Source organism: Micromonospora sp. NPDC093244 (assembly GCF_040683695.1).
Taxonomy (GTDB): Bacteria; Actinomycetota; Actinomycetes; order Mycobacteriales; family Micromonosporaceae; genus Micromonospora.
Genome location: NZ_JBFBEO010000001.1, coordinates 1,976,355 through 1,999,591, shown reverse-complemented (window position 1 = coordinate 1,999,591; position 23,237 = coordinate 1,976,355). Strand labels below are relative to the sequence as shown.

The following is a 23,237-nucleotide window of genomic DNA, read 5'->3' as shown; positions in this document are numbered from 1 at the left end:
CCGCCAGCTGCCGACGGCGCCCAGCCCCCTGACCGCCGGCTCAGCCGACGACCGCCAGCCCGCTGACTGCCGCTCAGCGGCCGGCCGGCGGGCCGTCGGCCAGCCGGTCCGCGCGGGCGTTCAGGTAGCGCTGCTGCGCCAGGTTCGTCGACCGCGACGCCGCCATCCGGTACGCCTCGCGCGCCGCGACCCGCTCACCCACCAGCTCCCACAGGTGGGCGCGGGCGGCCGGCAGTCGCGGGTCCTCGGCGAGTCGGGGATCGTCGGCCAGGTCGGCCAGCAGCGCCAACCCGGCGGCCGCACCCCGGCTCATCGCCACCGCCACCGCGTGGTTCAGCGCCACCACCGGGTTGTCGGACATGCCCAGCAGCACCTCGTACAGGGCGGTGATCTGCGGCCAGTCGGTTGCCGCCGCGCTCGGCGCCTCGTCGTGCACGGCCGCGATGGCCGCCTGGAGCTGGTACGGCCCGACGACCCCACGCGGCAGCGCGCCGCTGATCAGCTCGACCCCCTCGGCGATCTGGTCGGCCCGCCACCGGCCACGGTCCTGCTCGGCCATCGGCACCAACTCGCCGTTGGGCCCGATCCGGGCCGGCGCGCGGGCGTCGGTGAGCAGCATCAACGCGAGCAGCCCGGTGACCTCCGGATCGTCGGGCAGCAGCCGGTGCACCAGGCGGGTCAACCGGATCGCCTCCGCGGTCAGGTCGGCGCGCAGCAGGCCGGGACCGGCCGTGCGCGCGTACCCCTCGGTGAAGACCAGGTACAACACGTGCAGCACGGCGGCCAGCCGGTCGGCGCGCTCCGCGTCGGTGGGCGGCGCGAACCGTAGCCCGGTGTCGCGGATCCGCTGCTTGCCCCGACTGATCCGCCGGGTCATCGTCGCCTCCGGCACCAGGAACGCCCGCGCCACCTCGGCGGTGCTCAGCCCGCCCACCGCGCGCAGGGTGAGCGCGATCTGCGAGGCCGGCGACAGCGCCGGATGGCAGCACAGGAACAGCAGGATGAGCGTGTCGTCGGCGTCCGGAGGTGGCCCGTCGGCGGCCGGAGCGCGCCACTGCTCGGGCAGCACCCACCGCGCCACGGCGTCCTCCCGACGCCGGCGGGCCTGCTCACGCCGCAGCAGATCGGTCAACCGGCGGGACGCCACGGTGATCAGCCAGCCGCGGGGACTGTCCGGTACGCCGTCGCGCGGCCAGCCGCCGGCGGCGGCGATCAGCGCCTCCTGCACCGCGTCCTCGGCGGTGTCGAAGTGCCCGTAGCGGCGGACCAGCGCGCCGAGGACCTGCGGCGCCAGCGTGCGCAGCAGGTCCTCGACGGGCGTCGGCGGCACCTGTCAGCCGCCCAGGTCCTCGACGCTGTCCAGCACCGGCCGCACGTCCACGTACGCGCCGGGGGAGTCCGGGTCGACAAGCCCGGCGGCGATCTCGGTGGCCCGGTCGAAGCTGGCGCACTCCACGATCGTGTAGCCGGCGAGGACCTCCTGCGTCTCCGGGTACGGGCCGTCGGTGACCACCGGCGCGCCCTCGCGCACCCGTACCCGACGGGCGTGCACCGGCTCGCTGAGCCCCTGGGCGTCGACAAGCTCTCCTGACTCGGCGAGGGCCTGGTGGAAGGTCTCCATGTGCTGGTGCATGGCCGCGATCTGCTCGGCCGACATCGCCGGCCGGTCGGTCGCCCGGCCCGAGAGCACGTCGTAGTCCTGCTGCGATCCGTAGAGCAGAATCATGTACTTCATGTGGTCATCCTCCTGTCCGCGAGCGCCGTCCGGCGCCCGCCACACAGGAGACGTCGAAGCTGCGGTCCCCGTCCCGGACACACCTCGCCCACCGATCGTCGCGGGTCGGGGTCGCGGGTGGGGGATAGGTTGCCGGCATGGTGACCGTCTGGGTGGTGGTCGGGGTCGTCGTCGCGGCGGCGGGTGTGGCGTTCGGGACCGTCCTGCGGCGCGGGCGCTCAGGGCTCGGCGACGCCCGCGCGGCGGGGCGGGACGCCCGCGCGCGGCAGCAGCGGTACGAGGCGGAGCGGCACGGCGAGCAGGGGAGCACGTGGCAGCGCGGCCGGGAGTCCAGCGGCTGACCCGATGTCACTGGCCGTAGGAGCGGCGCAGACGGTGGTTGATCAGGTAGTTGAGGCGGTGGCGTAGTGCGCCGGCGCCAGTCAACCGGCCGCGCGTGAACCAGGCGGCAGCCGCCGTACGTAACTCCGGTGACGGGCGTGACGGTCGTACCGTCGGGGTACTGCGCAGCACGAGGACAGATGTCTGGGGAGGCACAGTGACCGCACGGTCAGGACGCGACGCCCGGGGTCCGCTGGCGGGCCTGCTGATCGCCGCGCTGGTCTCGCTCGCCTGCGCGGGCGGAGGACTGGCCGAGCCGGAGGCTGAACGCCCGGGGGCGAACCCGCCTGCCGCCTCGTCAGGCGCCACGCGGGCCGACAGCACCACGAGCGTCGCCGAGTTCAAGCAGGACGTCGCCGACGCGCAGGCCATCGCCGAGCGGTACTGGGCGGCCCAGTTCAAGCAGTCCGGGCAGCGCTTCGAACCCATCCGCCAGATCATCCCGTACCAGCGCTCCGGCGAGGTGTCCTGCGGCGGGCAGGGGCTGCCGCGCAACAACGCCGTCTACTGCTCGCGGGGCGACTTCATCGCGTACGACGTGGCCTGGTCGGTGGCGGCGTTCCGGCAGGTGGGTGACGCCTTCGTGTTCTACCTGCTCGGGCACGAGTACGCCCACGGCATCCAGGTGCGCCTCGGCATCAACTACAGCTTCACCATCCAGCAGGAGTTGCAGGCCGACTGCATGGCCGGGGCGTACCTCGGCGACTCGGTACGCTCGGGCGCACTGACCCTCGCCGAGGGCGACCTGGACGAGTTCCGGGAGGGGCTGGCGGCGGTCGGCGACGACCCGGACCAGCCGTGGTTCGCCGAGGGCGCGCATGGCACCGCCGAGCAGCGCACCGACATGTTCTTCCGTGGCTACGAGCGCTCGCTCACGGAGTGCGACCTGGGCTGAGCGGGCGTTGCCCGGATCACCCTGGCCGCCGTTGCCGACGCCTACCGCCGGTGCTGCTGGAAGGATCGCCGGTGTCGGCCACGACCCTGGAGGATCCGCTGAGCAGCCATCACCCCGCCGCCGTGCTCTTCGACATGGACGGCACGCTCGTCGACAGTGAGAAGCTGTGGGACGTCGCGTTGCAGGAACTCGCCGAGGAGTACGGCGGCGAGCTCTCCGAGGACGCCCGCCGGTCGATCGTCGGCACCGCCATGGCCGAGTCGATGCGCATCCTGCACGACGACCTGGGGCAGCCCGAACGGGATCCGGAGATCAGCGCCGCGTGGATCAACAAGCGGATCCTGGACCTGTTCCGCACCGGGCTGCCCTGGCGTCCCGGCGCGTTCGCGCTGCTGGAGGCGGTCCGTGCGGCGGGGATCCCCACCGCGCTGGTGACCTCCAGCCCCCGGGCGCTTGTCGAGATCGCCCTGGACACCCTCGGCCGGGACAACTTCGACGCGGTCGTCGCCGGCGACGAGGTGGTCGCGGCCAAACCGCACCCGGAGCCGTACCTGACCGCCGCCCGCCTGCTGGGTGTGCCGATCGAGCGGTGCGTGGCGATCGAGGACTCGGCGACAGGCGTGACCAGCGCGCTCGCCTCCGGCGCGGCGGTGCTGGCCGTACCGGCGGAGGTGGCACTCGCGAGCACTGTCGGCGTACCCCAGGTGGAGAGCCTGACCGGCGTGGACGTGGCGTTTCTCGCGGCCCTGCTGACCGACCGGGCCGTGGCCTGACGCGACAGGGGCCCCCGCGACGCGGGGACCCCTGCCGACTGCGGCGTCAGTCGTGGGCGATGGCGCCCAGGACGTTGATCCGGGCCGCCCGCACGGCGGGGAGCACCGCGGCCACCACGCCGATGATCGCCGCGAGGCCGAGGAAGACACCCATCTGCCCCCAGGGCAGGACCAGGTCGGTGATGCCCTCGTCCTTGAGCGCCTCGACCACTGCGGCACCGAGACCGGTGCCGACCGCCACGCCGAGCAGCGCGCCGAACACCGAGATCACCACCGCCTCCACGGTGATCATGCCCATGGTCTGGCCACGGCGCAGGCCGATCGCCCGCAGCAGACCCAGCTCGCGGGTCCGTTCCAGCACCGACAGCGCCAGGGTGTTGATGATGCCGAGCACGGCGATCACGATGGCCAGCGCGAGCAGGATCTGGATCATCGTGAGCAACCCGTCGAGGGCGCTCGTCTGCTGCTTGATGAACGCGTCCCGGTCGGCCACCGACACCTCAGGGCTGTCCGCGAGCAGCGTCTCCACCTGCGGCTGCACGTCCGCCACCCGGGCGCCGGGGGCCAGCTGGATGAAGCCCTGGATGGGCTGCGGGATGGCGAAGTCCTTCGCCGCCGTCACCGGCAACGTGACCGGGTTGGTCAGCTGCGACGACTCGTAGATGCCGCTGATCGTGTACGTGCGCTCCTCGCCCCGGGTCAGCTGCACCTTCACCGTCGAGCCCACCGACCAGCCACGGGACTCGGCGGTGTCCGAACTGGCAAGCATCTGCGTCGGGGAGAGCCGGTCGATGTCACCGGCTGTGGCCTTCGCGCCGAAGATCTGCCGCAACGACGCCACGTCGCTGCTCGCCGCCACCCAGGTGCTCTCGCCGTCGATCCTCGCCATGTCGCCGTACTCGCCGTCGACCATCCGCACGCCGGGCAGTGCCTTGGCCCGGTCCAGCACACCGGGGTCGAAGCTCGGCGGACGCGGCCCGCCCTGCTGCCCGGCGATCACCAGTTCGGCCTTGATGGTGTCCTGGGCGAGCGAGCTGATGCTGCCCTTGGCCGAGTCCAGGATCACCGTGACGCCGGTGACCAGCGCGATGCCGACCATCAGCGCGGCGGCGGTGATCGCCGTACGGCGCGGGTTGCGCCCGGAGTTGAGCCGGCCCAGCTTGCCCGGCACCGACCAGGAGAAGATCGCGCCGAGCAGGCTCACCACGGGCCGGCTGATCAGCGGGGTCAGCAGCGCCACCCCGATGAAGGCGAACAGCACCCCGCCCAGGATGGTGGACAGCGTCTGACCGCCCGCGTTGCCGCTGAGCCCGAGGAACAGCAGCACCGCGCCGACACCCGTGACAAGCGAACCGGCGACCGTGACCTTCGTCAACGGGCGGTCCGGGGTGGCCACGTCCTGCATCGCCGCGATCGGCGGGATCCGGGACGCGCGAAGCGCCGGCAGCAGCGCCGCCACCACCGTGATCACCAGACCGACGGCGAACGAGCCGATGACGGCCGCCGCCGGCACCCCGATCCCGGCGAGGGTGAGCCCACCGGCCAGCTTGCCGAACAGGAACGCCAGCAGCGCGCCCACCCCGATACCGGCGGCCAGGCCGAGCACCGACGCGATCAGGCCGACCGCGATGGCCTCCAGCACCACCGACCCGATGATCTGCCGGCCGCTGGCCCCGATGGCGCGCATCAGCGCCAGCTCCCGGGTGCGCTGCGCCACGATGATCGAGAAGGTGTTGAGGATCAGGAACGTGCCCACCAGCAGCGCCACCGCGGCGAAGCCGAGCAGGATCTTGTTGAAGAAGGACAGGCCCTCCTTCAGGCTGGCCGCGGCGTCCGCGGCCACCTGCTCGCCCGTCTTCACCTCGAAGTCCGCGCCCAGGGTGCGGGACACGTCGTCGCGCAACGCCTCGTCGGAGACACCGCCGGCGGCCCGCACCGTGATGCTGCTGAACGTGTCCGGGTCGCCGAGCATCAGCCGCTGCGCCACGGGCGTGGTGAAGAAGACCTCGTTGACGCCCCCGATCGAGTCCCGGTCACCGCTGTAGCCGGCGATGCCGACAAGTGTGAAGTCCCGCTTCTTCGACTCGAACGCGGTGAGCACGCCGACCTTCTGGCCCACCTGCACCTTCGCCGTGGTGGCCAACGCCTTGTTGATGACGATCTCGTCCTCGGCCTGCGGCGCGCGCCCCTCGCGCAGTTGCAGCAGGTCACTCTCGCCTGTCCAGTTCTCGCCCAACTGCGGCGGGCCGAACGACGTGACGACCTTGCCGTTGCTGCCGATGACCCGCGCGCCGTCCGCGTTCACGACGCCCGTCGCCGACGCCACTCCCGGCACCTGCTTGACCCGGTCCACCACGGCCGCCGGCAACGGGGCGGCGGTCTGCTCGCCCTCCATCTCGTTGACCTGGACCTTCGGCTTCGCCGCGACGTTCACGTCGATCTCGGAGAACCCGTCGGCGAAGACCGAGTCGAAGGAACGGCCAAGCGTGTCGGTGAGCACGAACGCGCCGGAGACGAACATGACCCCGAGCACCACCGCCAGCCCGGACAGGATCAGCCGGACCTTGCGCGCCAGCAGACTCTTCAGTGTCGCGCGGAACATCAGTTGCCCACCTCGGCGGGAGCGTCCAGCTTCTTCATGGTGTCCAGCACCGTCTCGGCGGTCGGCTCGATCAGCTCCGAGACGATCTCCCCGTCGGCGAGGAAGACCACCCGGTCGGCGTACGCGGCGGCGGTCGGGTCGTGGGTGACCATGACGATGGTCTGGCCGTGCTCGCGGACCGAGTCGCGCAGGAAGTTGAGCACCTCGGCGCCCGAGCGCGAGTCCAGGTTGCCGGTCGGCTCGTCCGCGAAGATCACCTCGGGGCGGGAGACCAGCGCCCGCGCGCACGCCACCCGCTGCTGCTGCCCACCCGAGAGTTGGGCCGGCCGGTGGTCGAGCCGGTCCCGCAGACCCACCGTGGTGATCACCGTGTCGTACCAGGCCGGATCCGGCTTACGCCCGGCGATCGACAGCGGCAGGAGGATGTTCTCCTTGGCGGTGAGCGTCGGCAGCAGGTTGAACTGCTGGAAGATGAACCCGACCTTGTCGCGGCGCAGCTTGGTCAACCCGGAGTCGCCAAGCCCGGTGACAGTCGTCTCGCCGATCTGCACAGTGCCCCTGGTGACCGAATCCAGGCCGGCCAGGCAGTGCATCAGCGTCGACTTGCCGGAACCCGACGGGCCCATGATCGCGGTGAAACGGCCACGTTCGAACTCGGCGCTGACCCCCCGCAGCGCGACGACCTGAGCCTCGCCGCTGCCGTACACCTTCCACACGTCGTTCGCCCGGGCCGCGGCCTGCGCCTGCTGGCCTACCGTCGCGGTCACGTCATCTACCTCTTCCGTCTGTCCGAAAATGCACGCCGCCCCCCGATGGTCCGGCGTGACTGTTCAATCATCGGTGCCGCCCACGCCCGTCCCGTCCGTCCCTGGGGGGACGCGGCGCGGATTTCCCGCTGCGGGTGCACCCCCATGCCGGATCAGGGTTGCCCCTGACCCGACTGCCGAACGGGCTCGGCGCCGACCCTTCCGCCTCACGTCACAGGAGGGTCAACCGCGCCGGACCGTCTCCGGTCACGGTAGGTGACGGCGGCAACGGTGGCCGTCACCCCAGGGAGGGATCTTCGGGTACGCCGGGTGGGGTATTCCGTCCCGTCGCGGCTACGCCCGAGGGCGGACCAGCCCCGACTCGTACGCCAGCACCACGGCCTGCACCCGGTCGCGCAGCCGCAGCTTGGTCAACAGGTGCCCCACGTGGGTCTTGATGGTGGTCTCACTCACCGACAGCACCGCGGCGATCTCGGCGTTGGACAGCCCCCGCGCCACCTGCACCAGCACCTCGCGTTCCCGGTCGGTGAGCGCGTCGAGCGCCGCCGACGGCGTCCGCGCCGGATCGGGCAGCAGCTCGGCGAAACGGTCCAGCAGACGCCGCAGGATCCGCGGCGTCACCACCGCGTCCCCGCCCGCGACCGTGCGGATCGCCGCGATCAGCTCCTCGGCCGGCACGTCCTTGGCCAGGAACCCGCTGGCCCCGGCCCGCAACGCGCCCACCACGTACTCGTCCAGGTCGAACGTGGTCAGCACCAGCACCCGCACGGGCAGCCGGGCGTCGACGATCGCCCTGGTCGCGGCCACCCCGTCCATCCGGGGCATCCGGATGTCCATCAGCACGACGTCGGGCAGCAGCCGGCGGGACAGCTCAACCGCCTCCACGCCGTCGCCGGCCTCCGCCACCACGTCCAGATCACCCTCGGTGCCGAGCACCATCCGAAAGCCGGTGCGCAGCAACGGCTGGTCGTCGGCGATCAGGATCCGCACCGGCCGCGCCGGAGCCACCCGCTCGGTCATCCCGTCTCGCCGAGGTCACGGGTGAGCTGGCCCAGTGTGTCGAAGCGCGTGGGCCGGGTTCCCACCAGCGCGGTCAGGTGCCGTTCGAATACCTCAAGCTCGGCGGTGCCGATCTGCTGCTCCCACTGATCGCGTAGCTCGTCGAAGATCGCTTCTCCTTGCCGCAGCACCGTGAAGCCCAGTGCGGTGACCTGAAGCCGCTTGCGGCGGGCGTCGTGAGGGTCCTTGTCGCGGGTCACATATCCGCGTTCCTGCAGCACCGCGATGGTCTTTGCGGCGGACTGCTTGGAGATCGACAAGTGGCGGCCCAGTTCCGAGGCGCTGTCGGCACCGGCGGTGATGGCCCGCATGGCGAACTCGTGAACGGGGCGGACGTCCTCGTAGCCGCGTCGGGCCAACTCGACGATGACGGCGTCCGTGAGCGTGCGGAAGCCCCCGAGAAGCAGTCGCGCGAGTTCCGCACCAGAGCCAGGCATGCAAGAAGGCTACGACAGTGGCAGAAAGACAGCTTGGCTGTCTACTATTGGTCACCTAGGCTGTCTAATTGAGGAGTGGCATGACCGTCACACCAGCTGGCGCCACGGTGCCGGGGATCACCCACCACACCGTCGAGGTCAACGGAACCACCCTGCACTACGTGGCCGCGGGAACCAGCGGATCCCCGATCCTGCTGGTTCACGGCTTCCCCGAGACCTGGTGGACCTTCCGGAAGCTCATCCCGCTGCTAGCGGTCAACCACCGCGTCTTCGCCGTCGATCTGCGCGGCTTCGGTGACTCGGACAACCGGCCGGGCGAGTACGACAGCACGACCTCGGCAGAGGATCTGCACCAGCTGATCGCGCACCTCCACGTCGGCCCCGTCCACCTCACCGGGCAGGACATCAGCGGGGCGACCGTCTTCCGCCTGGCCACCATTTGCCCGGAGGACGTGCTCAGCTTCACCGCCATCGAGATGGGCCTGCCCGGATTCGGCCTCGAGATGCTGGCCGACATCACCCACGGCGGCGCCTGGCACATCGGCGTCCTCGCCGCGCCCGGCATCCCCGAGCTGCTGCTCGCCGGCCGTGAACGTGAGTTCCTCGGCCAGTACGCCTTCCCGGCGATGACCGCGATCCCCGGAGCGATCACCGACGTCGACATCGACGAGTTCGCGCGCACCTACGCACGCCCGGAGGGCTGGCGCGGTGCGATAGGCCTCTACCAGTCGATGCTGCGGGAGGGCCCTGAGATTACGACCCTCGCACAGACCCGCGGTCTGAACGTGCCCGTGTTGGCGATCGGCGCGGGCGGCGGTGCCTTCACCGCCGCCACCATGTCTCAGGCGACGTCGACGGACGTCAGGTCGGTGACACTGGACGGCGTGGGCCACTACGCCGCAATGGAGGCCCCGGAGGAACTGGCCAAGGCCCTTCTCACCTTCACCGCGAGCGTGGACGCCGGATAACCGACCCGCGCCCTCGAACCTCAGTCGTCGGCGCCCGGTGCCACCGGACGGGACCGGGCGTCGCGCAGGGGATCGGCACCGGGCCCCGCAACCGGGAACGGCGGCGGGGTGCCGCCGAAGCTCGGACACAGCGCCTGGTGGCTGCACCAGTCGCAGAGCCGACTCGGCCGGGGCCGGAAATCCTGCCGGACGGTGGCCTGCTCGATCGCCCGCCACAGCGCCACCACGGTGCGCTCGAAGCGGACCAGCTCGTCGGCGTCCGGCGTGTAGTCAAGCACCTCGGCGTCGCGCAGGTAGAGCAGCCGCAGCACCCGGGGCACCACGCCCCGGGTGCGCCACAGCACCAGGGCGTAGAACTTCAACTGGAACAGCGCCCGCGCCTCGAACGCCTCCCGCGGAGCGCCACCGGTCTTGTAGTCGACAACCCGCAGCGCGCCGTCCGGCGCCACGTCGAGCCGGTCGAGGTAGCCCCGGATCAGCAGCTCCTCGTCGACCACCGCCGAGATCAGGCTCTCCCGTTCGGCCGGCTCCAGACGGGTCGGGTCCTCCACCGCGAAGTAACCCTCCAGCAGCCCGGCCGCCGAGCGCAGGAACTCCACCGGGCCGGCCGGCTCCGCGCCGTCGAAGATCGCCGCCAGCTCCGGCTGCTCGGTGACCAGCCGGTCCCACTGGGGGGCCACCAGGTCACCGGCCGCCGCCGGCGTCCGACCGGCGGCCGGCAGGTCGAACAGGCGCTCCAGGACGGCGTGCACAAGCGTGCCCCGGGCCTGCTCCATGGTGGTGCGCTCGGGCAGCCGGTCGATGCTGCGGAACCGGTAGAGCAGGGGGCAGGTCTTGAAATCCGCCGCCCGCGACGGGGACAGCGACGCCCGTACCGTCGGCGGCGTCTGCGCCGGCAGGGGGGACTGGGTGGTGGTGACCGGTTCCGCCGTCATGTGGGCAAAGGTTAGGGCACCGGTGTGACACCCACCGCCGCCCGCCCCTGGCGCGGCCGGTCCGTAGCATCGTGGCGATGGAGCAGACATCCCGGCCGCCGCGCCGACCCGACCGGCGCCCCGGCCTGAACGTGGGCCGGGTGTTCGGAGTGCCACTGCACCTCAACGGCTCGATGGTCCTGCTCGCGGCGCTGATCGCCGTGCTGTACGCCGAGTTCGCCCGCCGCCAGCTCGACCTGTCCCAGCTCGCCGGCTATCTGATCGGCTTCGGTTTCGTGGTGTCGCTGCTCGGCTCGGTGCTGCTGCACGAGCTGGGTCACGCGCTCACCGCCCGGCGCTACGGCATCGGTGTGCGCGGTATCACGCTGGAACTGCTCGGCGGCTACACCGAGATGGACCGCGACGCCCCGTCGCCCCGGGTCGACCTGCTGGTCTCGTTGGCCGGGCCGGCGGTCTCCGCGGTGCTCGGCGTCATCGCGGTCGCCGCCACCATCGCGCTGCCCGAGCGGACCGTGGGCCACCAGCTCGCCCTCCAGCTCGCCGTGAGCAACGTCATCGTGGCGTTGTTCAACATCCTGCCCGGGCTGCCGCTGGACGGCGGCCGGGCACTGCGTGCCCTGGTCTGGGGGCTGACCCGCGACCGGCACCGGGGCACCGAGGTGGCGGGCTGGGCGGGCCGGGCGGTCGCCGTCGGCACCGCCGCCCTGGTCCTGCTGCTCACCCTCGCCGACTACCTCGCCCCGCTGGCGCTGCCGCTGATGCTGCTTGTCGCCCTCACTCTGTGGCGGGGCGCCGGGCAGGCCATCCGCGCCGCCCGGGTCAGCCGCCGATTCCCGCTGATCGACCTGTCCCGGCTGGCCCGACCGGTCTGGCCGGTGCCCACCGGCACCCCGCTGGCCGAGGCGCAACGGCGCCGCGCCGAGGCCGGGCAGCCCGCCGCCGCGCTGCTGGTCACCGACTCCACCGGCCGGCCGGTGGCGCTCGTCGACCCGGCCGCGGCCGAGGCGGTGCCCGTCGACCGTCGCCCCTGGCTGGCGGTCGACGCCGTGGCCCGCTCGCTTGGCGTCCTGCCCACGTTGCCGGCCGGGCTCGACGGGGAGCGGGTGATGGACGCCGTACAGACCCACCCGGGCGCGCAGTACGTGGTGACGTCAGGCGAAGATGTCGTCGGCATTCTGCACATCGGGGACCTGGCACAGCTCCTCGAACCCAACCGGAAGATGACACCGTGACCGCAACGTCCCCCACCGTCCCGGCCGACGCCGCCAGCCCGGCGCTGACACCTGTGCACCGTGGGCCCTTCCGGCCCGGCGACCGGGTGCAGCTGACCGACCCGAAGGGGCGGATGCACACGGTGACGCTGGAGCCCGGCAAGGAGTTCCACACCCACCGGGGCATCCTGGCGCACGACGCCCTGATCGGGCTGCCCGACGGCAGCGTGGTGACCACCTCCGGCGGCGGCACGGCGTTCCTGGCGTTGCGGCCGCTGCTGTCGGACTACGTGCTCTCCATGCCGCGCGGCGCGCAGGTGATCTACCCGAAGGACTCGGCGCAGATCGTCGCGATGGGCGACATCTTCCCCGGCGCGAAGGTCCTCGAGGCCGGCGCCGGCTCCGGCGCGCTCAGCTGCTCGCTGCTGCGGGCTGTCGGCACCGAGGGGGAGCTGCACTCGTTCGAGCTGCGCGACGACTTCGCGCAGATCGCCAAGCGCAACGTGGAGGCGTTCTTCAACGGGCCGCACCCGTCGTGGCACCTGCACGTCGGTGACGTCGCGCAGTGCCAGGAGACCGGCTTCGACCGGATCATCCTGGACATGCTGACCCCCTGGGAGACCCTCGACATGGTCGAGCGGGCGCTGGTGCCCGGCGGGGTGTTCATCGGCTACGTGGCCACCACGCCGCAGCTCTCCGAACTGGTCGAGGCGCTGCGGGAGCGCGGCGGCTGGACCGAGCCGCGCGCGTGGGAGTCGCTGGTACGCGACTGGCACGCCGAGGGCCTCGCCGTCCGCCCGGACCACCGGATGATCGCGCACACCGCGTTCCTGGTCTCGGCGCGCAAGCTCGCCCCCGGCGTCACCGCGCCGCCCCGGCGGCGCAAGCCCAGCAAGGGCACCGAGGCGTACGCGCAGCGCCGGCAGGACCTGCGCGAGGCGGAGGCGGCCCGGCAGGCGGCGGCCGCGCAGGCCGCAGGCGCGCAGCCCGACGCGACGGGGGAGATGGACAGGCCGTGACCATCGAGCTGGGCGCCGGCGTCGCCGGGCGGATCGAGCTGGGCGCCGGCGTCGCCGGGCGGATCGAGCTGGGCGCCGGCGTCGCCGGGCGGATCGAGCTGGGCGCCGGCCTCGCCGGGCGGGGGGAGGCGGCGGCATGAGCCGACCGGGCTACGGCGGCGGTGAGCTGCCGGCGGTCTTTCCCGACTGGTCGCCCTACCAGGACCTGGAGTCGGCGGCGCGGGCCTACCTGCGCGACCCGGACGTCGCCCTGGAGGCGCTCGGTGGGGTGCTGCGGGGCGCGTCCGTGCTGGGCTTCACCCTGGAGCGCTTCGTCAACGAGGTCAACGGCGTGTGGCAGGAGGTCGTGGTCTGCGACGGCAGCCGGCTGATCCTCTGGCACGGCGAGGACGTGCCGCCGGGGGAGGGGCCGCCGGGGTCGATGACCTCGTCGCTGCGGGTGGTGCCGGTCTCCACCGTCACCGAGGTCGGCTGCCGGCGTCGGCTCAACCGCTCGGACAGCGGCGAGATCCGGGTCGACAGCATCGACGTGTACCTGCTGCTCACCTCGCTCGACGAGGCGCCCCCGAGTGAGGAGATGGCAGGCACACCGCGGCACGACGCGCTGCGTTTCGGCAAGACCCTCGACGACGGTGGCGCCGGGCAGATCGCCCGCCTGGAGGAGTTTGCCAGGCTTGTCGCCTCGGTGGTCGGCCGCCCGATGCTCTGAGGCGTACCCCCTGGAACCCGGCCGGGCCGTGCGGCCCGGCCGGTGGGGCTCAGTCTTCCTCGGCGTCCGGGCCGGCGACCTCGACGCCGTCGCCGCGCACCACGTGGATGCAGTCGCCCGGGCACTCCTTCGCGGAGTCGATCACTTCGAGTCGCAGGTGCTCGGGCACGTCGACGCGGCTGCCCGGCGCCATCCGCAGCTCACCGTCGACACCCTTGACGTACGCCAGACCGTCGATGTCGAACTCGAACACCTCCGGCGCGTACTGCACACAGAGCCCATCTCCCGTGCAGAGATCCTGGTCCACCCAGACCTGCAACTGGTCGGTCGCGACCTCGGCCACCGGTGCACCCCCCATGTTCTCCCGTACCAGCCTCCGACGGTACCCGAACGCCAGTACCCGCCCGTCGGGCCACCCTTGGCGATCAAGGTTCGGTGACGAGGGTGTTGCGTGGGACCGAATCGGCCTCATAGCGGCTAGTGTTAGGGCAGAACGTTCAAGCCCCCCGGGGAGGTGGGACGTGGCAGCACGCAGCGACGACGCGGACTCGCGCGCCGCACGGTGGGAGAAGGAAGCCCACGATCTCTCCACGCAGGTCGCGTTTCTTCAAGAGGAACTCGCCCTGGTGCGGCGTAAGTTGACCGAAAGCCCCCGACACGTCCGGCAGCTCGAAGAGCGGCTGGCGGCCACCCAGGCACAGTTGGCGCGGCTGACCGAAAACAACGACCGGCTGGTGAGCACCCTCAAGGAGGCTCGCACGCAGATCGTGACGCTCAAGGAGGAGATCGACCGCCTCGCACAACCGCCAAGTGGCTACGGCGTCTTCCTGGCAAAGCACGACGACGGCAGCGTGGACGTCTTCACCGGCGGCCGCAAGCTGCGGGTCGCCGTCTCGCCCTCGCTGGACGTGGCCGAACTGCGCCGCGGCCAGGAGGTCCTGCTCAACGACGCGCTCAACATCGTCGACGCGTTCGGCTACGAGCGGGTCGGTGAGGTGGTGATGCTCAAGGAGATCCTGGAGGGGCCGGGTGGCGGTCCGGGTGACCGGGCGCTCGTGGTCTCCCACTCGGACGAGGAGCGCATCGTGCACCTCGCCGAGACGCTCATCGGCTCGACGATCCGCGCCGGCGACTCGCTCATGATCGAGCCCCGTTCGGCGTACGCGTACGAGCGGATCCCGAAGAGCGAGGTCGAGGAGCTGGTCCTGGAGGAGGTGCCCGACGTCGACTACGGCGACATCGGTGGCCTCCAGTCGCAGATCGAGCAGATCCGCGACGCGGTGGAGCTACCGTTCCTGCACGCGGACCTGTTCCGTGAGCACCAGCTCCGTCCGCCCAAGGGCATCCTGCTCTACGGCCCGCCCGGCTGCGGTAAGACGCTGATCGCCAAGGCGGTGGCCAACTCGCTGGCCAAGAAGATCGCCGAGCGACAGGGCAAGGAGAAGCACACCAGCTTCTTCCTCAACATCAAGGGCCCCGAGCTGCTCAACAAGTACGTCGGTGAGACCGAGCGGCACATCCGGTTGATCTTCCAGCGGGCTCGGGAGAAGGCCGGCGAGGGCACCCCGGTGATCGTGTTCTTCGACGAGATGGACTCGATCTTCCGGACCCGTGGCTCCGGTGTCTCCTCCGACGTGGAGAACACGATCGTCCCGCAGTTGCTCAGTGAGATCGACGGCGTGGAGGGGCTGGAGAACGTCATCGTCATCGGCGCCTCCAACCGGGAAGACATGATCGACCCGGCGATCCTGCGACCCGGCCGACTCGATGTGAAGATCAAGATCGAGCGACCGGACGCCGAGGCGGCCAAGGACATCTTCTCCAAGTACATCCTCTCCGGGCTGCCGCTGCACCCGGACGACCTGGCCGAACACGGAGCCGACCCCCAGGCCACCGTCGCCGCCATGATCGACGCCGTGGTGCTGCGGATGTACTCGGAGACCGAGGAGAACCGGTTCCTCGAGGTCACCTACGCCAACGGGGACAAGGAAGTCCTCTACTTCAAGGACTTCAACTCCGGCGCGATGATCCAGAACATCGTCGACCGGAGCAAGAAGATGGCCATCAAGGAGTTCCTCACCTCGGGCCGCAAGGGACTGCGCCTGCAGCACCTGCTCGACGCCTGCGTCGACGAGTTCCGCGAGAACGAGGATCTGCCCAACACCACGAACCCCGACGACTGGGCCCGGATCTCCGGCAAGAAGGGCGAACGGATCGTCTACATCCGTACGCTCGTCTCCGGCGGCAAGGGCACCGAGGCCGGCCGGTCCATCGAGACCGCCAGCAACACCGGCCAGTACCTCTGACACCAGCGGCGAGGGTGTCCACCGTCCGGTGGGCACCCTCGCCGCTGTGTTCAGCAGGTCGTCAGGCGAAGATCCAGCGCTTGGACACGAAGTAGTTCACCGCCGACAACGACGCCGTCACGATCAGCTTGGCCAGCAGGTACGGCGTGCCCGTCCAGGTCAGCCCGGAGACCAGCACCACGTTGGCGGTCAGGTTCGCCAGGACCAGGGCGAAGTACCGCCCGACCTGAGGCGCCATCTGCGCGGACGAGCCGAACGACCAGGCCCGGTTCAGCCCGAAGTTGACCCAGAAGGACGTCAGGAACGACAGGCCGGCCGCGATCGGCAGCACGATCCGTAGAACGCCGTGGTAAATGAAGAGTGAACCGGTGTCAACGGCGACGCTCAGACCCCCGACGACCAGGAACCGCACCGCACTGTGTCGGGACAGGTGGCGGACGGAATCGGCAACAGGTGACAGCAAAGAGTTCTCCAAGGGGGGACCCGGAGCGGTGAGGACGACGAGGGAGTCTATCGTCTGTCCATCCACCCAGCGGGGCCTGCCCGCGCGAGCCGCGAGGTTGACGTGCCTGATCCCGGAAGAGTGACGCCAACGGCCACCGGCGAGAGCCCGGCAGTGACCACGAGCGGCGCCCGACGACACTGGGCCCTGGCCTTTGTCGCCTTCTTCCTGCTCATCTTCGCCTGGTCGATGGCCGCCCCGTACGACGGCACGCCGGACGAGCGCGAACACATCGTCCGGGCGGCAGGCGTCGCCGCGGGACAGATCGCACCCCCGCCGGCCGCCGCGAAGAAGGGCACCGGCGCCTTCCAGACCGTTCCCGGTGGTCTCGTCCGGGAACAGTGCTGGCAGTTCAAGAAGGATGTGTCGGCCGCGTGTGCCCAGCCGCCGGGCAGTGACCGGACACCGACCCGGGCCGGCACCGGCGCCGGCCGCTACTTCCCCGCCTACTACGCCCTGGTCGGCGCGCCGACGGTGCTGTGGCCGGGCTGGTCCGGCGTCCTGCTCGCCCGCATGATCAGCGCGCTGTGCTGCGCCGCGCTGCTCGCCAGCGCGTTCGTGGTGATCCGCAACCGCTCCCGGCGGGGCCTGATGATGGGCGCCCTGGTCGTGGTCACCACCCCGATGGCCGTGCACATGGCCAGCGCGGTCAACCCCAACGGTCTGGAGATCGCGGCCGGCATCGCCTTCTTCAGCGCGGTGATCCCCCTGATGATCGGCCCACCCGGCCCCCGGCGGCACCTGATCCTGCTGGTCGGGATCAGCGGGTTGCTGCTGGCGGTGCTGCGCCAGACCGGCCCGCTGTGGCTCGCGACCGCCTTCGTGGCGCTCGCCTTCCCGCTGCGCCGCAGCAACCTCGTGGGCCTGCTGCGTGACCGGGCCGCACAGCTCTGGGCGGGCGGCATCGTCGTGTCCACCCTGGCAGTGCTCGCCTGGACGGTCCGCCAGCAGACCTCGGACCTGGGCAACTACTCCGCCAAGTCGCTCACCTACGGGCAGGCGGCGCTGATCGAGGCCGACCGGTGGCGGGGGTACCTCGACCAGATCGTCGGGGTCACCTCCTGGCTGGACACCCGCATGCCGGCGCCGCCGTACGTCATCTGGCAGCTCGTCGCGGGGGCGCTGCTGCTGATCGGCGTCGTCTGGGGCAGCACCCTCGACCGGTGGCGCCTGCTCGTGCTGCTCGGCGGTGGCGTGGCGGTTCCCTCCCTCATGCAGATCGCCCTGGTCAACGAGAGCGGCTTCGTCACGCAGGGCCGCTACATGCTGCCCATGCTGGTAGGCGTCCTGCTCTACGCCGCGTGGGCCGCCGAGCGGCGCGGCTTCGAGGTGGCCCGGGCCCGCTCGTTCACCCGCCTCGCTGTGCTGGTCCTGCTGCCGATCCACCTGTTCTGCCTGGCCTACACGATGGTCCGCTGGCAGAACGGCCTACCCGCCAACGTCGGGTTGAGCAGCCTCAACCCGCTCGCCGGCGACTGGCACCCGGTGGTCGGCTCGGTGCTTCCGCTGCTGAGCGCCACGATCGGTCTGGTGCTGTTCGGATGGCTCGTCTGGACCACCCGCACCTCCGACACCGACGAACCGACCTCGCCCGACGGGCGTCCCGCCACCGAATCCATCGAACTGTTCCGGCCCGCCGGCTCTCACCTGCAGAGTGCAGGCGCCCAGGGCGGACTACGCTCGACCTGACGGGGGACCGGGTCGGGCGAGCGAAGCGGGTAGGTCGATGAGCGTAAGACGGATCATGGGCACCGAGGTCGAGTACGGCATCTCGGTGCCCGGTCAGGCCGGAGCCAACCCGATGGTCACCTCGTCGCAGGTGGTCAACGCCTACGGGGCGCGCCCCGAACTCAACAGGGGCGGGCGGGCACGCTGGGACTACGAGGAGGAGTCGCCGCTGCGCGACGCCCGCGGCTTCACCTACTCCGGGGCGGCCTACGACCCGGCGGAGGCGCTCGCCGACGAGGACCTCGGCCTGGCCAACGTGATACTCACCAACGGCGCACGCCTCTACGTGGACCACGCCCACCCCGAATACTCCACCCCCGAGGTCACCACTCCGCTCGACGTGGTGCGCTGGGACAAGGCCGGCGAGCGGGTGATGGCCGAGGCGTCCCGCCGGGCGGCCACCATCCCGGGCACCCAGCCGATCCATCTGTACAAGAACAACACCGACAACAAGGGCGCCAGCTACGGCGCCCACGAGAACTACCTGATGCGCCGGCAGACCCCGTTCGCCGACATCGTGGCGTACCTGACTCCGTTCTTCGTCACCCGGCAGATCGTCTGCGGCGCCGGCCGGGTCGGCATCGGGCAGGACGGCGGGCAGAGCGGCTTCCAGATCTCCCAGCGCGCCGACTTCTTCGAGGTCGAGGTGGGCCTGGAGACCACCCTGAAGCGGCCGATCATCAACACCCGCGACGAGCCGCACGCCGACGCCGACAAGTACCGCCGGCTGCACGTCATCATCGGCGACGCCAACCTCTCCGAAATCTCCACCTACCTCAAGGTGGGCACCACCGCGCTGATCCTCACCATGATCGAGGAGAAGGCGCTCGGCGCCGACCTCGGTATCGCCGACCCGGTCAGCGAGCTGCGGGCGGTCAGCCACGACCCCAGCCTGTCGCATCTGATGCGCATGCGTGACGGTCGGCGGCTCACCGCACTCGACCTGCAGTGGGCGTACCTGGAGCGGGTCCGGTCCTTTGTCGACGACAGGTACGGCACCGACGCCGACGAGCAGACTGTCGACGTGCTCGACCGCTGGGAGAGCGTGCTCGACCGGCTCGGGCGCGACCCGATGCTCTGCGCCGACGAGCTGGACTGGGTGGCCAAGCTGCGGCTGCTGGAGGGCTACCGGGAGCGGGAGAAGCTCGGCTGGGGCTCGCACAAGCTCCAACTGGTCGACCTGCAGTACTCCGACGTCCGCCCGGAGAAGGGCCTCTACCACCGGCTGGTCACCCGGGGGGCGATGAAGACGCTGCTCACCGACGACGAGACGCGCCGCGCCATGACCGAGCCGCCGGAGGACACCAGGGCCTATTTCCGGGGCCGCTGCCTGGCCCAGTACGCCTCCGAGGTCGTCGCCGCGAGCTGGGATTCGGTGATCTTCGACGTGGGCCGGGAATCGTTGGTACGGGTGCCGATGATGGAACCGGAGCGGGGCACCCGCGCGCACGTGGGTGCTCTGTTCGACCGCTGCGCCAGCGCGAAGGACCTTCTGGAAACGCTTACCGGCGGCTGAGAACCGGTACCTCCGCAGGGGATCACGCTGTGGCATGCTAGGCCGTCCCCCGAATCTTCGACCCACACGGTGATGCGATGCTCCCCTCTGCCCGGCAGGTTGGCCGGCGTGCGCTGACGGCTGTTCCGCTGTCGAACGCGTATGCCGGGCGCGCCAACAGTTTCGGCTTCCTGCGGCTCTGCTTCGCCGTAGCGGTCGTCCTCGCGCACACCGCGGTGATCGGGTACGCCCGACCACTGACCGAGGTGGTCGACGTGGCGGGTCTGGGAGTCGCCGGTTTCTTCGGCATCTCCGGGTTCCTCATCACCCGCAGCGCCAGGCGTGCCAGCCTGCCCCGCTACCTGTGGCACCGCGCCCTGCGGATCTGGCCGGGTCTGTGGGTGTGTCTGCTGTTCATCGGCTTCGTGGTGGCCCCGATCGTCTGGTACGCCGAGCGGGGCAACGTGGACGGCCTGTGGCGGCACCCGGCCGGTGTGGTCAACTTCCTCCAGGCCAACTGGTGGGGTGGCTACCGCCAGCAGGGGATCATGGACGTCTTCCGGGACACGCCGTACGGCGAGCTGGTGCGTCGGAGCGTCCTGGACGGCTCACTCTGGACGCTCAGCTACGAGATCTTCTGCTATCTGATCGTGGCGTCGCTGGCCGTGGTGGCGGTGCTGCGTCGCGCCCGGTGGCTGGTGCTCGCCGCCGCCGTCCTCGTCTTCGGTCTGCTGCTGTGGAACCAGTACGAGGCTCTGCGCTTCGGCGGGTCGACGTACTTCACCAGCGGCTCGCTCGGCCCGCTGCCGCTGCTCGGCGCGCTCAGCAAGATCTGGTTCCTGCGCTTCGGCTTCATGTTCCTCGTGGGCGCCGTGGCGGACCTGTACAGCGACAAGCTGCCCATCAGCGACGTCCTCGGCGTGCTCGCCATCGTGGTGACCGGCTGGCAGACGCTCGAGGGTCACCTGTTCGGCCCGGCCCTGCTCGCCTACGAGTACGCGATCCTCTACCTCGCCGTCCGGCTGCCTCGTCTGCTGCACGTGGTGGGCCAGAAGAACGACTACTCGTACGGCATCTACATCTACTCCTTCGTCGTGCAACAGATGCTGGCCTGGCTGGGTGCGGCGGCCTGGGGCTTCGTCGGGTACTTCGCGGTGGTCATGATCTGCACCGTGGTCCTGGCCTTCCTGTCCTGGCATCTGGTGGAGAAGCAGGCCCTGCGGTTCAAGGACTGGACTCCGCGCATCCGCCGTCAGGCGCCGCCCGAGGACGCGTCGGTGCGACCGTCGCGCGAGCCGGAGCGCACGCCAGAGCCCGGCCCGACGCCGGTTCCGGCGGACGCGTCGGCTCCCCGAGGCTGAACGCAACAGACGCGAACACTCCTGACGTGAGGGCTTTCTGTCGCCCGAGCGGGGTAGATTTCATGCCAGACGATCGTGGAGGAGACAGCCATGGCCACTCATGACAGCGGCGGCCAGTCGCAGTCCGGCAAGTCCCGTCAGGGCGAGGAGATCGAGGACGTCACCACCGAGGCCAACCCCGAGGTGGCCGAGCGGCACGCCGAGATCACCGAGGACGTCGACGACCTGCTTGACGAGATCGACTCCGTCCTCGAGGAGAACGCGGAAGAGTTCGTGAGGGGTTACGTCCAGAAGGGCGGGGAATAGGGCATATGTTCGATTCTCCGGCCCGGGGTCGGAGGTGGGCTTCCGCAAGCCCTGTCGCAGTGCCGAGGGGAGGAGACCGCCCGGCGGCGGTACGCCGTGGGTGAGAGATGGAGTTCGCCGAGCTCCCGGCCGAACAGGGCGGGCTCTGCGCCATCTGTGGCGAGGCCGACCCGCAACATCTGGACCACGATCATCGCACCGGATGGGTGCGCGGGATACTCTGCTTCAACTGCAACGGTGGTCTTGGCCAGTTCCGTGACAGTCCCATGAGGCTGGCCAGGGCGATCACGTACCTGAGAGGAACCACGTGGCAGCGGGCTTTGATCCATCCGGGCGTCTACCAGATGTGTTCACCAACGCGGGGACGTCGTCCTTCACCACGTTTCTGAGCCGGGTGGCCCCCGAGATGCTGCCCGGGCGGCGACCCCTGCCCCCGGGCATGGCCGCCGACCTGGCGCCGCACGCGACCACCATCGTGGCCATCTCGGCCGCCGGCGGCGTGGTGATGGCCGGCGACCGACGGGCCACCATGGGCAACCTGATCGCCCAGCGGGACATCGAGAAGGTGCACCCGGCCGACGCGTACTCGCTTGTCGGCATCGCGGGCACGGCGGGCATCGGCATCGAGTTGATGCGACTGTTCCAGGTGGAGTTGGAGCACTACGAGAAGATCGAGGGCGCGATGCTCTCGCTCGACGGCAAGGCCAACCGGTTGGCCTCGATGATCCGCGGCAATCTGGGTGCCGCCATGCAGGGGCTGGCCGTGGTGCCGCTGTTCGCCGGCTTCGATTTGGCCGCGGGTGACGCGGCGACGGCGGGCCGGATCTTCAGCTTCGACGTGACAGGCGGCCCCTACGAGGAGACCGGGTACGACGCCATCGGCTCCGGCTCGCTCTTCGCCAAGTCGGCGCTGAAGAAGCGTTTCCGGGCTGGTCTGTCCGTCGAGGACGCGACCCGGCTCGCGGTCGAGGCGCTCTACGACGCCGCCGACGACGACACCGCCACCGGCGGACCGGATCTGACCCGACGGATCTATCCGGTGGTGATGACCGCGACCGCCGAGGGCACCCGCCGGCTGACCGACACCGAGACGGCCGCGATCGCCGAGGGCGTGGTCGCCGGCCGGATGGAGAATCCGGGCGGTTGAGACCCGCGCCCCACCAGTCAGCAGTCGTCAGCACAGCGCCGTAAGGAGAATCGCCGCCGTGGCAATGCAGTTCTACGCCTCTCCCGAACAGATCATGCGGGACCGTTCCGAGTTGGCCCGCAAGGGCATCGCCCGGGGTCGCAGCGCGGTGGTCCTCAGCTACGCCGGCGGGGTCCTCTTCGTCGCGGAGAACCTCTCCAGCGCCCTGCACAAGGTCAGCGAGATCTACGACCGGATCGGGTTCGCCGCGGTCGGCAGGTACAACGAGTTCGAGAACCTGCGCCGCGCCGGCGTACGGATGGCCGACCTGAACGGCCTCAGTTACGACAGGCGTGACGTCACCGGCCGCGCCCTGGCCAACGCGTTCGCGCAGACGCTCGGCGCGATCTTCACCGAGCAGTCGAAGCCCTTCGAGGTGGAGATCTGCGTGGCGGAGGTCGGCCCGACCGCGGACGCCGACGAGCTGTACCGGCTGACCTACGACGGCTCGGTCAACGACGAGCCGGGCCGCATGGCGATGGGCGGCCAGGCCGAGGCGATCACCGGTGTGCTGAAGTCACAGCACCGCGCGGACATGTCCCTGGCCGAGGCGGCCAAGGTGGCGGTGCAGGCCCTGAGCAGCGTCGGCGGGGAGGGTGGCGCCGCCCGGACGATCGCCGCCAACCAGCTCGAGGTGGCCGTCCTGGACCGCCAGCGGGTGGGGCGTACCTTCCGTCGTATCACCGGCGCCGCGCTGACGGCGCTGCTGGACGGCGAGGTCGAGGCCGGCGGGCAGGCCGCCGGGGCGGGCGGCGGCGCGGAGCCCACCGTGCCGACCACTGAGGCGCACAAGCCGACCACGTCGGCGGGTTCGGCGGACCTGGAGGACCGGCCGGCCGAGGGCGGCGAACGCTAGGAATCG

Annotated in this window: 25 protein-coding genes; 16 read left to right on the top strand and 9 right to left on the bottom strand. The window is 70.8% G+C overall.

Annotated features, from left to right (window positions below):
- Nucleotides 1-73: 73 nt before the first annotated feature.
- Nucleotides 74-1,330: a DUF6596 domain-containing protein gene (locus tag AB0N27_RS09005; protein WP_364365402.1), complete on the bottom strand. Its 1,257-nt coding sequence runs from the start codon at nucleotides 1,328-1,330 to the stop codon at nucleotides 74-76.
- Nucleotides 1,331-1,333: 3 nt separating this feature from the next.
- Nucleotides 1,334-1,735, bottom strand: a complete 402-nt coding sequence (locus AB0N27_RS09000) for a YciI family protein (RefSeq protein WP_364365399.1) — start codon at nucleotides 1,733-1,735, stop codon at nucleotides 1,334-1,336.
- Nucleotides 1,736-1,872: 137 nt separating this feature from the next.
- On the opposite strand from AB0N27_RS09000, the gene AB0N27_RS08995 reads away from it, so the two are divergent.
- From AB0N27_RS08995 to AB0N27_RS08985, 3 genes are all read left to right on the top strand, one after another.
- Entirely contained in the window at nucleotides 1,873-2,076 is a 204-nt protein-coding gene (locus AB0N27_RS08995; RefSeq protein WP_364365396.1) for a hypothetical protein, read from the top strand.
- Nucleotides 2,077-2,273: 197 nt separating this feature from the next.
- A complete protein-coding gene (locus AB0N27_RS08990) occupies nucleotides 2,274-3,011 on the top strand; it encodes a neutral zinc metallopeptidase (RefSeq protein WP_364365394.1) in 738 nt (245 codons plus the stop codon).
- 122 nt (nucleotides 3,012-3,133) lie between these two features.
- Nucleotides 3,134-3,784: an HAD family phosphatase gene (locus AB0N27_RS08985; RefSeq protein WP_364366166.1), complete on the top strand. Its 651-nt coding sequence runs from the start codon at nucleotides 3,134-3,136 to the stop codon at nucleotides 3,782-3,784.
- A gap of 46 nt (nucleotides 3,785-3,830) precedes the next feature.
- On the opposite strand, the gene AB0N27_RS08980 is transcribed toward AB0N27_RS08985, so the two are convergent.
- From AB0N27_RS08980 to AB0N27_RS08965, 4 genes are all read right to left on the bottom strand, one after another.
- Complete coding sequence (locus tag AB0N27_RS08980) at nucleotides 3,831-6,386, bottom strand: FtsX-like permease family protein (RefSeq protein ID WP_364365392.1); 2,556 nt, start codon at nucleotides 6,384-6,386, stop codon at nucleotides 3,831-3,833.
- Nucleotides 6,386-7,153, bottom strand: coding sequence for an ABC transporter ATP-binding protein (locus tag AB0N27_RS08975; RefSeq protein WP_364365389.1), 768 nt, complete (start codon nucleotides 7,151-7,153; stop codon nucleotides 6,386-6,388). The genes AB0N27_RS08980 and AB0N27_RS08975 overlap by 1 nt, the downstream gene beginning before the upstream one ends.
- A gap of 333 nt (nucleotides 7,154-7,486) precedes the next feature.
- Nucleotides 7,487-8,173, bottom strand: a complete 687-nt coding sequence (locus tag AB0N27_RS08970; protein ID WP_364365387.1) for a response regulator transcription factor — start codon at nucleotides 8,171-8,173, stop codon at nucleotides 7,487-7,489.
- Entirely contained in the window at nucleotides 8,170-8,649 is a 480-nt protein-coding gene (locus AB0N27_RS08965; protein WP_364365384.1) for a MarR family winged helix-turn-helix transcriptional regulator, read from the bottom strand. Before AB0N27_RS08965 ends, AB0N27_RS08970 begins: the two co-directional genes overlap by 4 nt.
- A gap of 80 nt (nucleotides 8,650-8,729) precedes the next feature.
- Between AB0N27_RS08965 and AB0N27_RS08960 the strand changes: the two genes are divergently transcribed.
- Entirely contained in the window at nucleotides 8,730-9,617 is an 888-nt protein-coding gene (locus AB0N27_RS08960) for an alpha/beta hydrolase (protein WP_364365381.1), read from the top strand.
- Between the two features lie 20 nt (nucleotides 9,618-9,637).
- On the opposite strand, the gene AB0N27_RS08955 is transcribed toward AB0N27_RS08960, so the two are convergent.
- Complete coding sequence (locus AB0N27_RS08955) at nucleotides 9,638-10,552, bottom strand: PD-(D/E)XK nuclease family protein (protein ID WP_364365378.1); 915 nt, start codon at nucleotides 10,550-10,552, stop codon at nucleotides 9,638-9,640.
- 77 nt (nucleotides 10,553-10,629) lie between these two features.
- Here AB0N27_RS08955 and AB0N27_RS08950 point away from each other — a divergent pair, with 77 nt between their 5' ends.
- Genes AB0N27_RS08950 through AB0N27_RS08935 form a run of 4 tightly spaced genes read left to right on the top strand, consistent with a single transcriptional unit; the run spans nucleotide 10,630 to nucleotide 13,491 of the window.
- The gene (locus AB0N27_RS08950) at nucleotides 10,630-11,784 is read left to right on the top strand and encodes a site-2 protease family protein (RefSeq protein WP_364365375.1); all 1,155 of its coding nucleotides are present in this window, start codon (nucleotides 10,630-10,632) and stop codon (nucleotides 11,782-11,784) included.
- Nucleotides 11,785-11,828: 44 nt separating this feature from the next.
- Nucleotides 11,829-12,782: a tRNA (adenine-N1)-methyltransferase gene (locus AB0N27_RS08945; RefSeq protein ID WP_139584325.1), complete on the top strand. Its 954-nt coding sequence runs from the start codon at nucleotides 11,829-11,831 to the stop codon at nucleotides 12,780-12,782.
- Nucleotides 12,779-12,922, top strand: a complete 144-nt coding sequence (locus AB0N27_RS08940) for a hypothetical protein (RefSeq protein WP_364365372.1) — start codon at nucleotides 12,779-12,781, stop codon at nucleotides 12,920-12,922. Before AB0N27_RS08945 ends, AB0N27_RS08940 begins: the two co-directional genes overlap by 4 nt.
- Nucleotides 12,919-13,491 carry a hypothetical protein gene (locus tag AB0N27_RS08935; RefSeq protein WP_364365369.1) on the top strand — a complete coding sequence of 191 codons (573 nt, stop codon included), beginning with the start codon at nucleotides 12,919-12,921 and terminating at the stop codon, nucleotides 13,489-13,491. The genes AB0N27_RS08940 and AB0N27_RS08935 overlap by 4 nt, the downstream gene beginning before the upstream one ends.
- Before the next feature lie 49 nt (nucleotides 13,492-13,540).
- Here the strand turns inward: AB0N27_RS08935 and AB0N27_RS08930 are convergent, their stop codons facing one another.
- Nucleotides 13,541-13,834, bottom strand: coding sequence for a ferredoxin (locus AB0N27_RS08930; protein WP_139584278.1), 294 nt, complete (start codon nucleotides 13,832-13,834; stop codon nucleotides 13,541-13,543).
- A gap of 178 nt (nucleotides 13,835-14,012) precedes the next feature.
- Here AB0N27_RS08930 and arc point away from each other — a divergent pair, with 178 nt between their 5' ends.
- Nucleotides 14,013-15,797 carry a proteasome ATPase gene (gene arc / locus AB0N27_RS08925; RefSeq protein ID WP_139584279.1) on the top strand — a complete coding sequence of 595 codons (1,785 nt, stop codon included), beginning with the start codon at nucleotides 14,013-14,015 and terminating at the stop codon, nucleotides 15,795-15,797.
- Nucleotides 15,798-15,858: 61 nt separating this feature from the next.
- Here the strand turns inward: arc and AB0N27_RS08920 are convergent, their stop codons facing one another.
- Nucleotides 15,859-16,260: a GtrA family protein gene (locus AB0N27_RS08920; RefSeq protein ID WP_364365365.1), complete on the bottom strand. Its 402-nt coding sequence runs from the start codon at nucleotides 16,258-16,260 to the stop codon at nucleotides 15,859-15,861.
- A 153-nt stretch (nucleotides 16,261-16,413) separates the two neighbouring features.
- On the opposite strand from AB0N27_RS08920, the gene AB0N27_RS08915 reads away from it, so the two are divergent.
- The 7 genes from AB0N27_RS08915 to prcA all read left to right on the top strand — a co-directional run bounded on the left by AB0N27_RS08915 (nucleotide 16,414) and on the right by prcA (nucleotide 23,231).
- Nucleotides 16,414-17,988 (top strand): DUF2142 domain-containing protein, encoded by a 1,575-nt coding sequence (locus AB0N27_RS08915; protein WP_364365362.1) that lies wholly within the window; start codon nucleotides 16,414-16,416, stop codon nucleotides 17,986-17,988.
- A gap of 37 nt (nucleotides 17,989-18,025) precedes the next feature.
- Nucleotides 18,026-19,543: a depupylase/deamidase Dop gene (dop, locus tag AB0N27_RS08910; protein ID WP_364365359.1), complete on the top strand. Its 1,518-nt coding sequence runs from the start codon at nucleotides 18,026-18,028 to the stop codon at nucleotides 19,541-19,543.
- Between the two features lie 77 nt (nucleotides 19,544-19,620).
- Nucleotides 19,621-20,883 (top strand): acyltransferase, encoded by a 1,263-nt coding sequence (locus AB0N27_RS08905; protein ID WP_364365356.1) that lies wholly within the window; start codon nucleotides 19,621-19,623, stop codon nucleotides 20,881-20,883.
- Between the two features lie 90 nt (nucleotides 20,884-20,973).
- A complete protein-coding gene (locus AB0N27_RS08900; RefSeq protein ID WP_088948111.1) occupies nucleotides 20,974-21,189 on the top strand; it encodes a ubiquitin-like protein Pup in 216 nt (71 codons plus the stop codon).
- A gap of 107 nt (nucleotides 21,190-21,296) precedes the next feature.
- Nucleotides 21,297-21,578, top strand: a complete 282-nt coding sequence (locus AB0N27_RS08895; RefSeq protein ID WP_364365352.1) for an endonuclease VII domain-containing protein — start codon at nucleotides 21,297-21,299, stop codon at nucleotides 21,576-21,578.
- Entirely contained in the window at nucleotides 21,497-22,336 is an 840-nt protein-coding gene (gene prcB / locus AB0N27_RS08890) for a proteasome subunit beta (protein ID WP_357991453.1), read from the top strand. The genes AB0N27_RS08895 and prcB overlap by 82 nt, the downstream gene beginning before the upstream one ends.
- Before the next feature lie 58 nt (nucleotides 22,337-22,394).
- Nucleotides 22,395-23,231 (top strand): proteasome subunit alpha, encoded by an 837-nt coding sequence (gene prcA / locus AB0N27_RS08885; RefSeq protein ID WP_364365349.1) that lies wholly within the window; start codon nucleotides 22,395-22,397, stop codon nucleotides 23,229-23,231.
- Nucleotides 23,232-23,237: the final 6 nt, after the last annotated feature.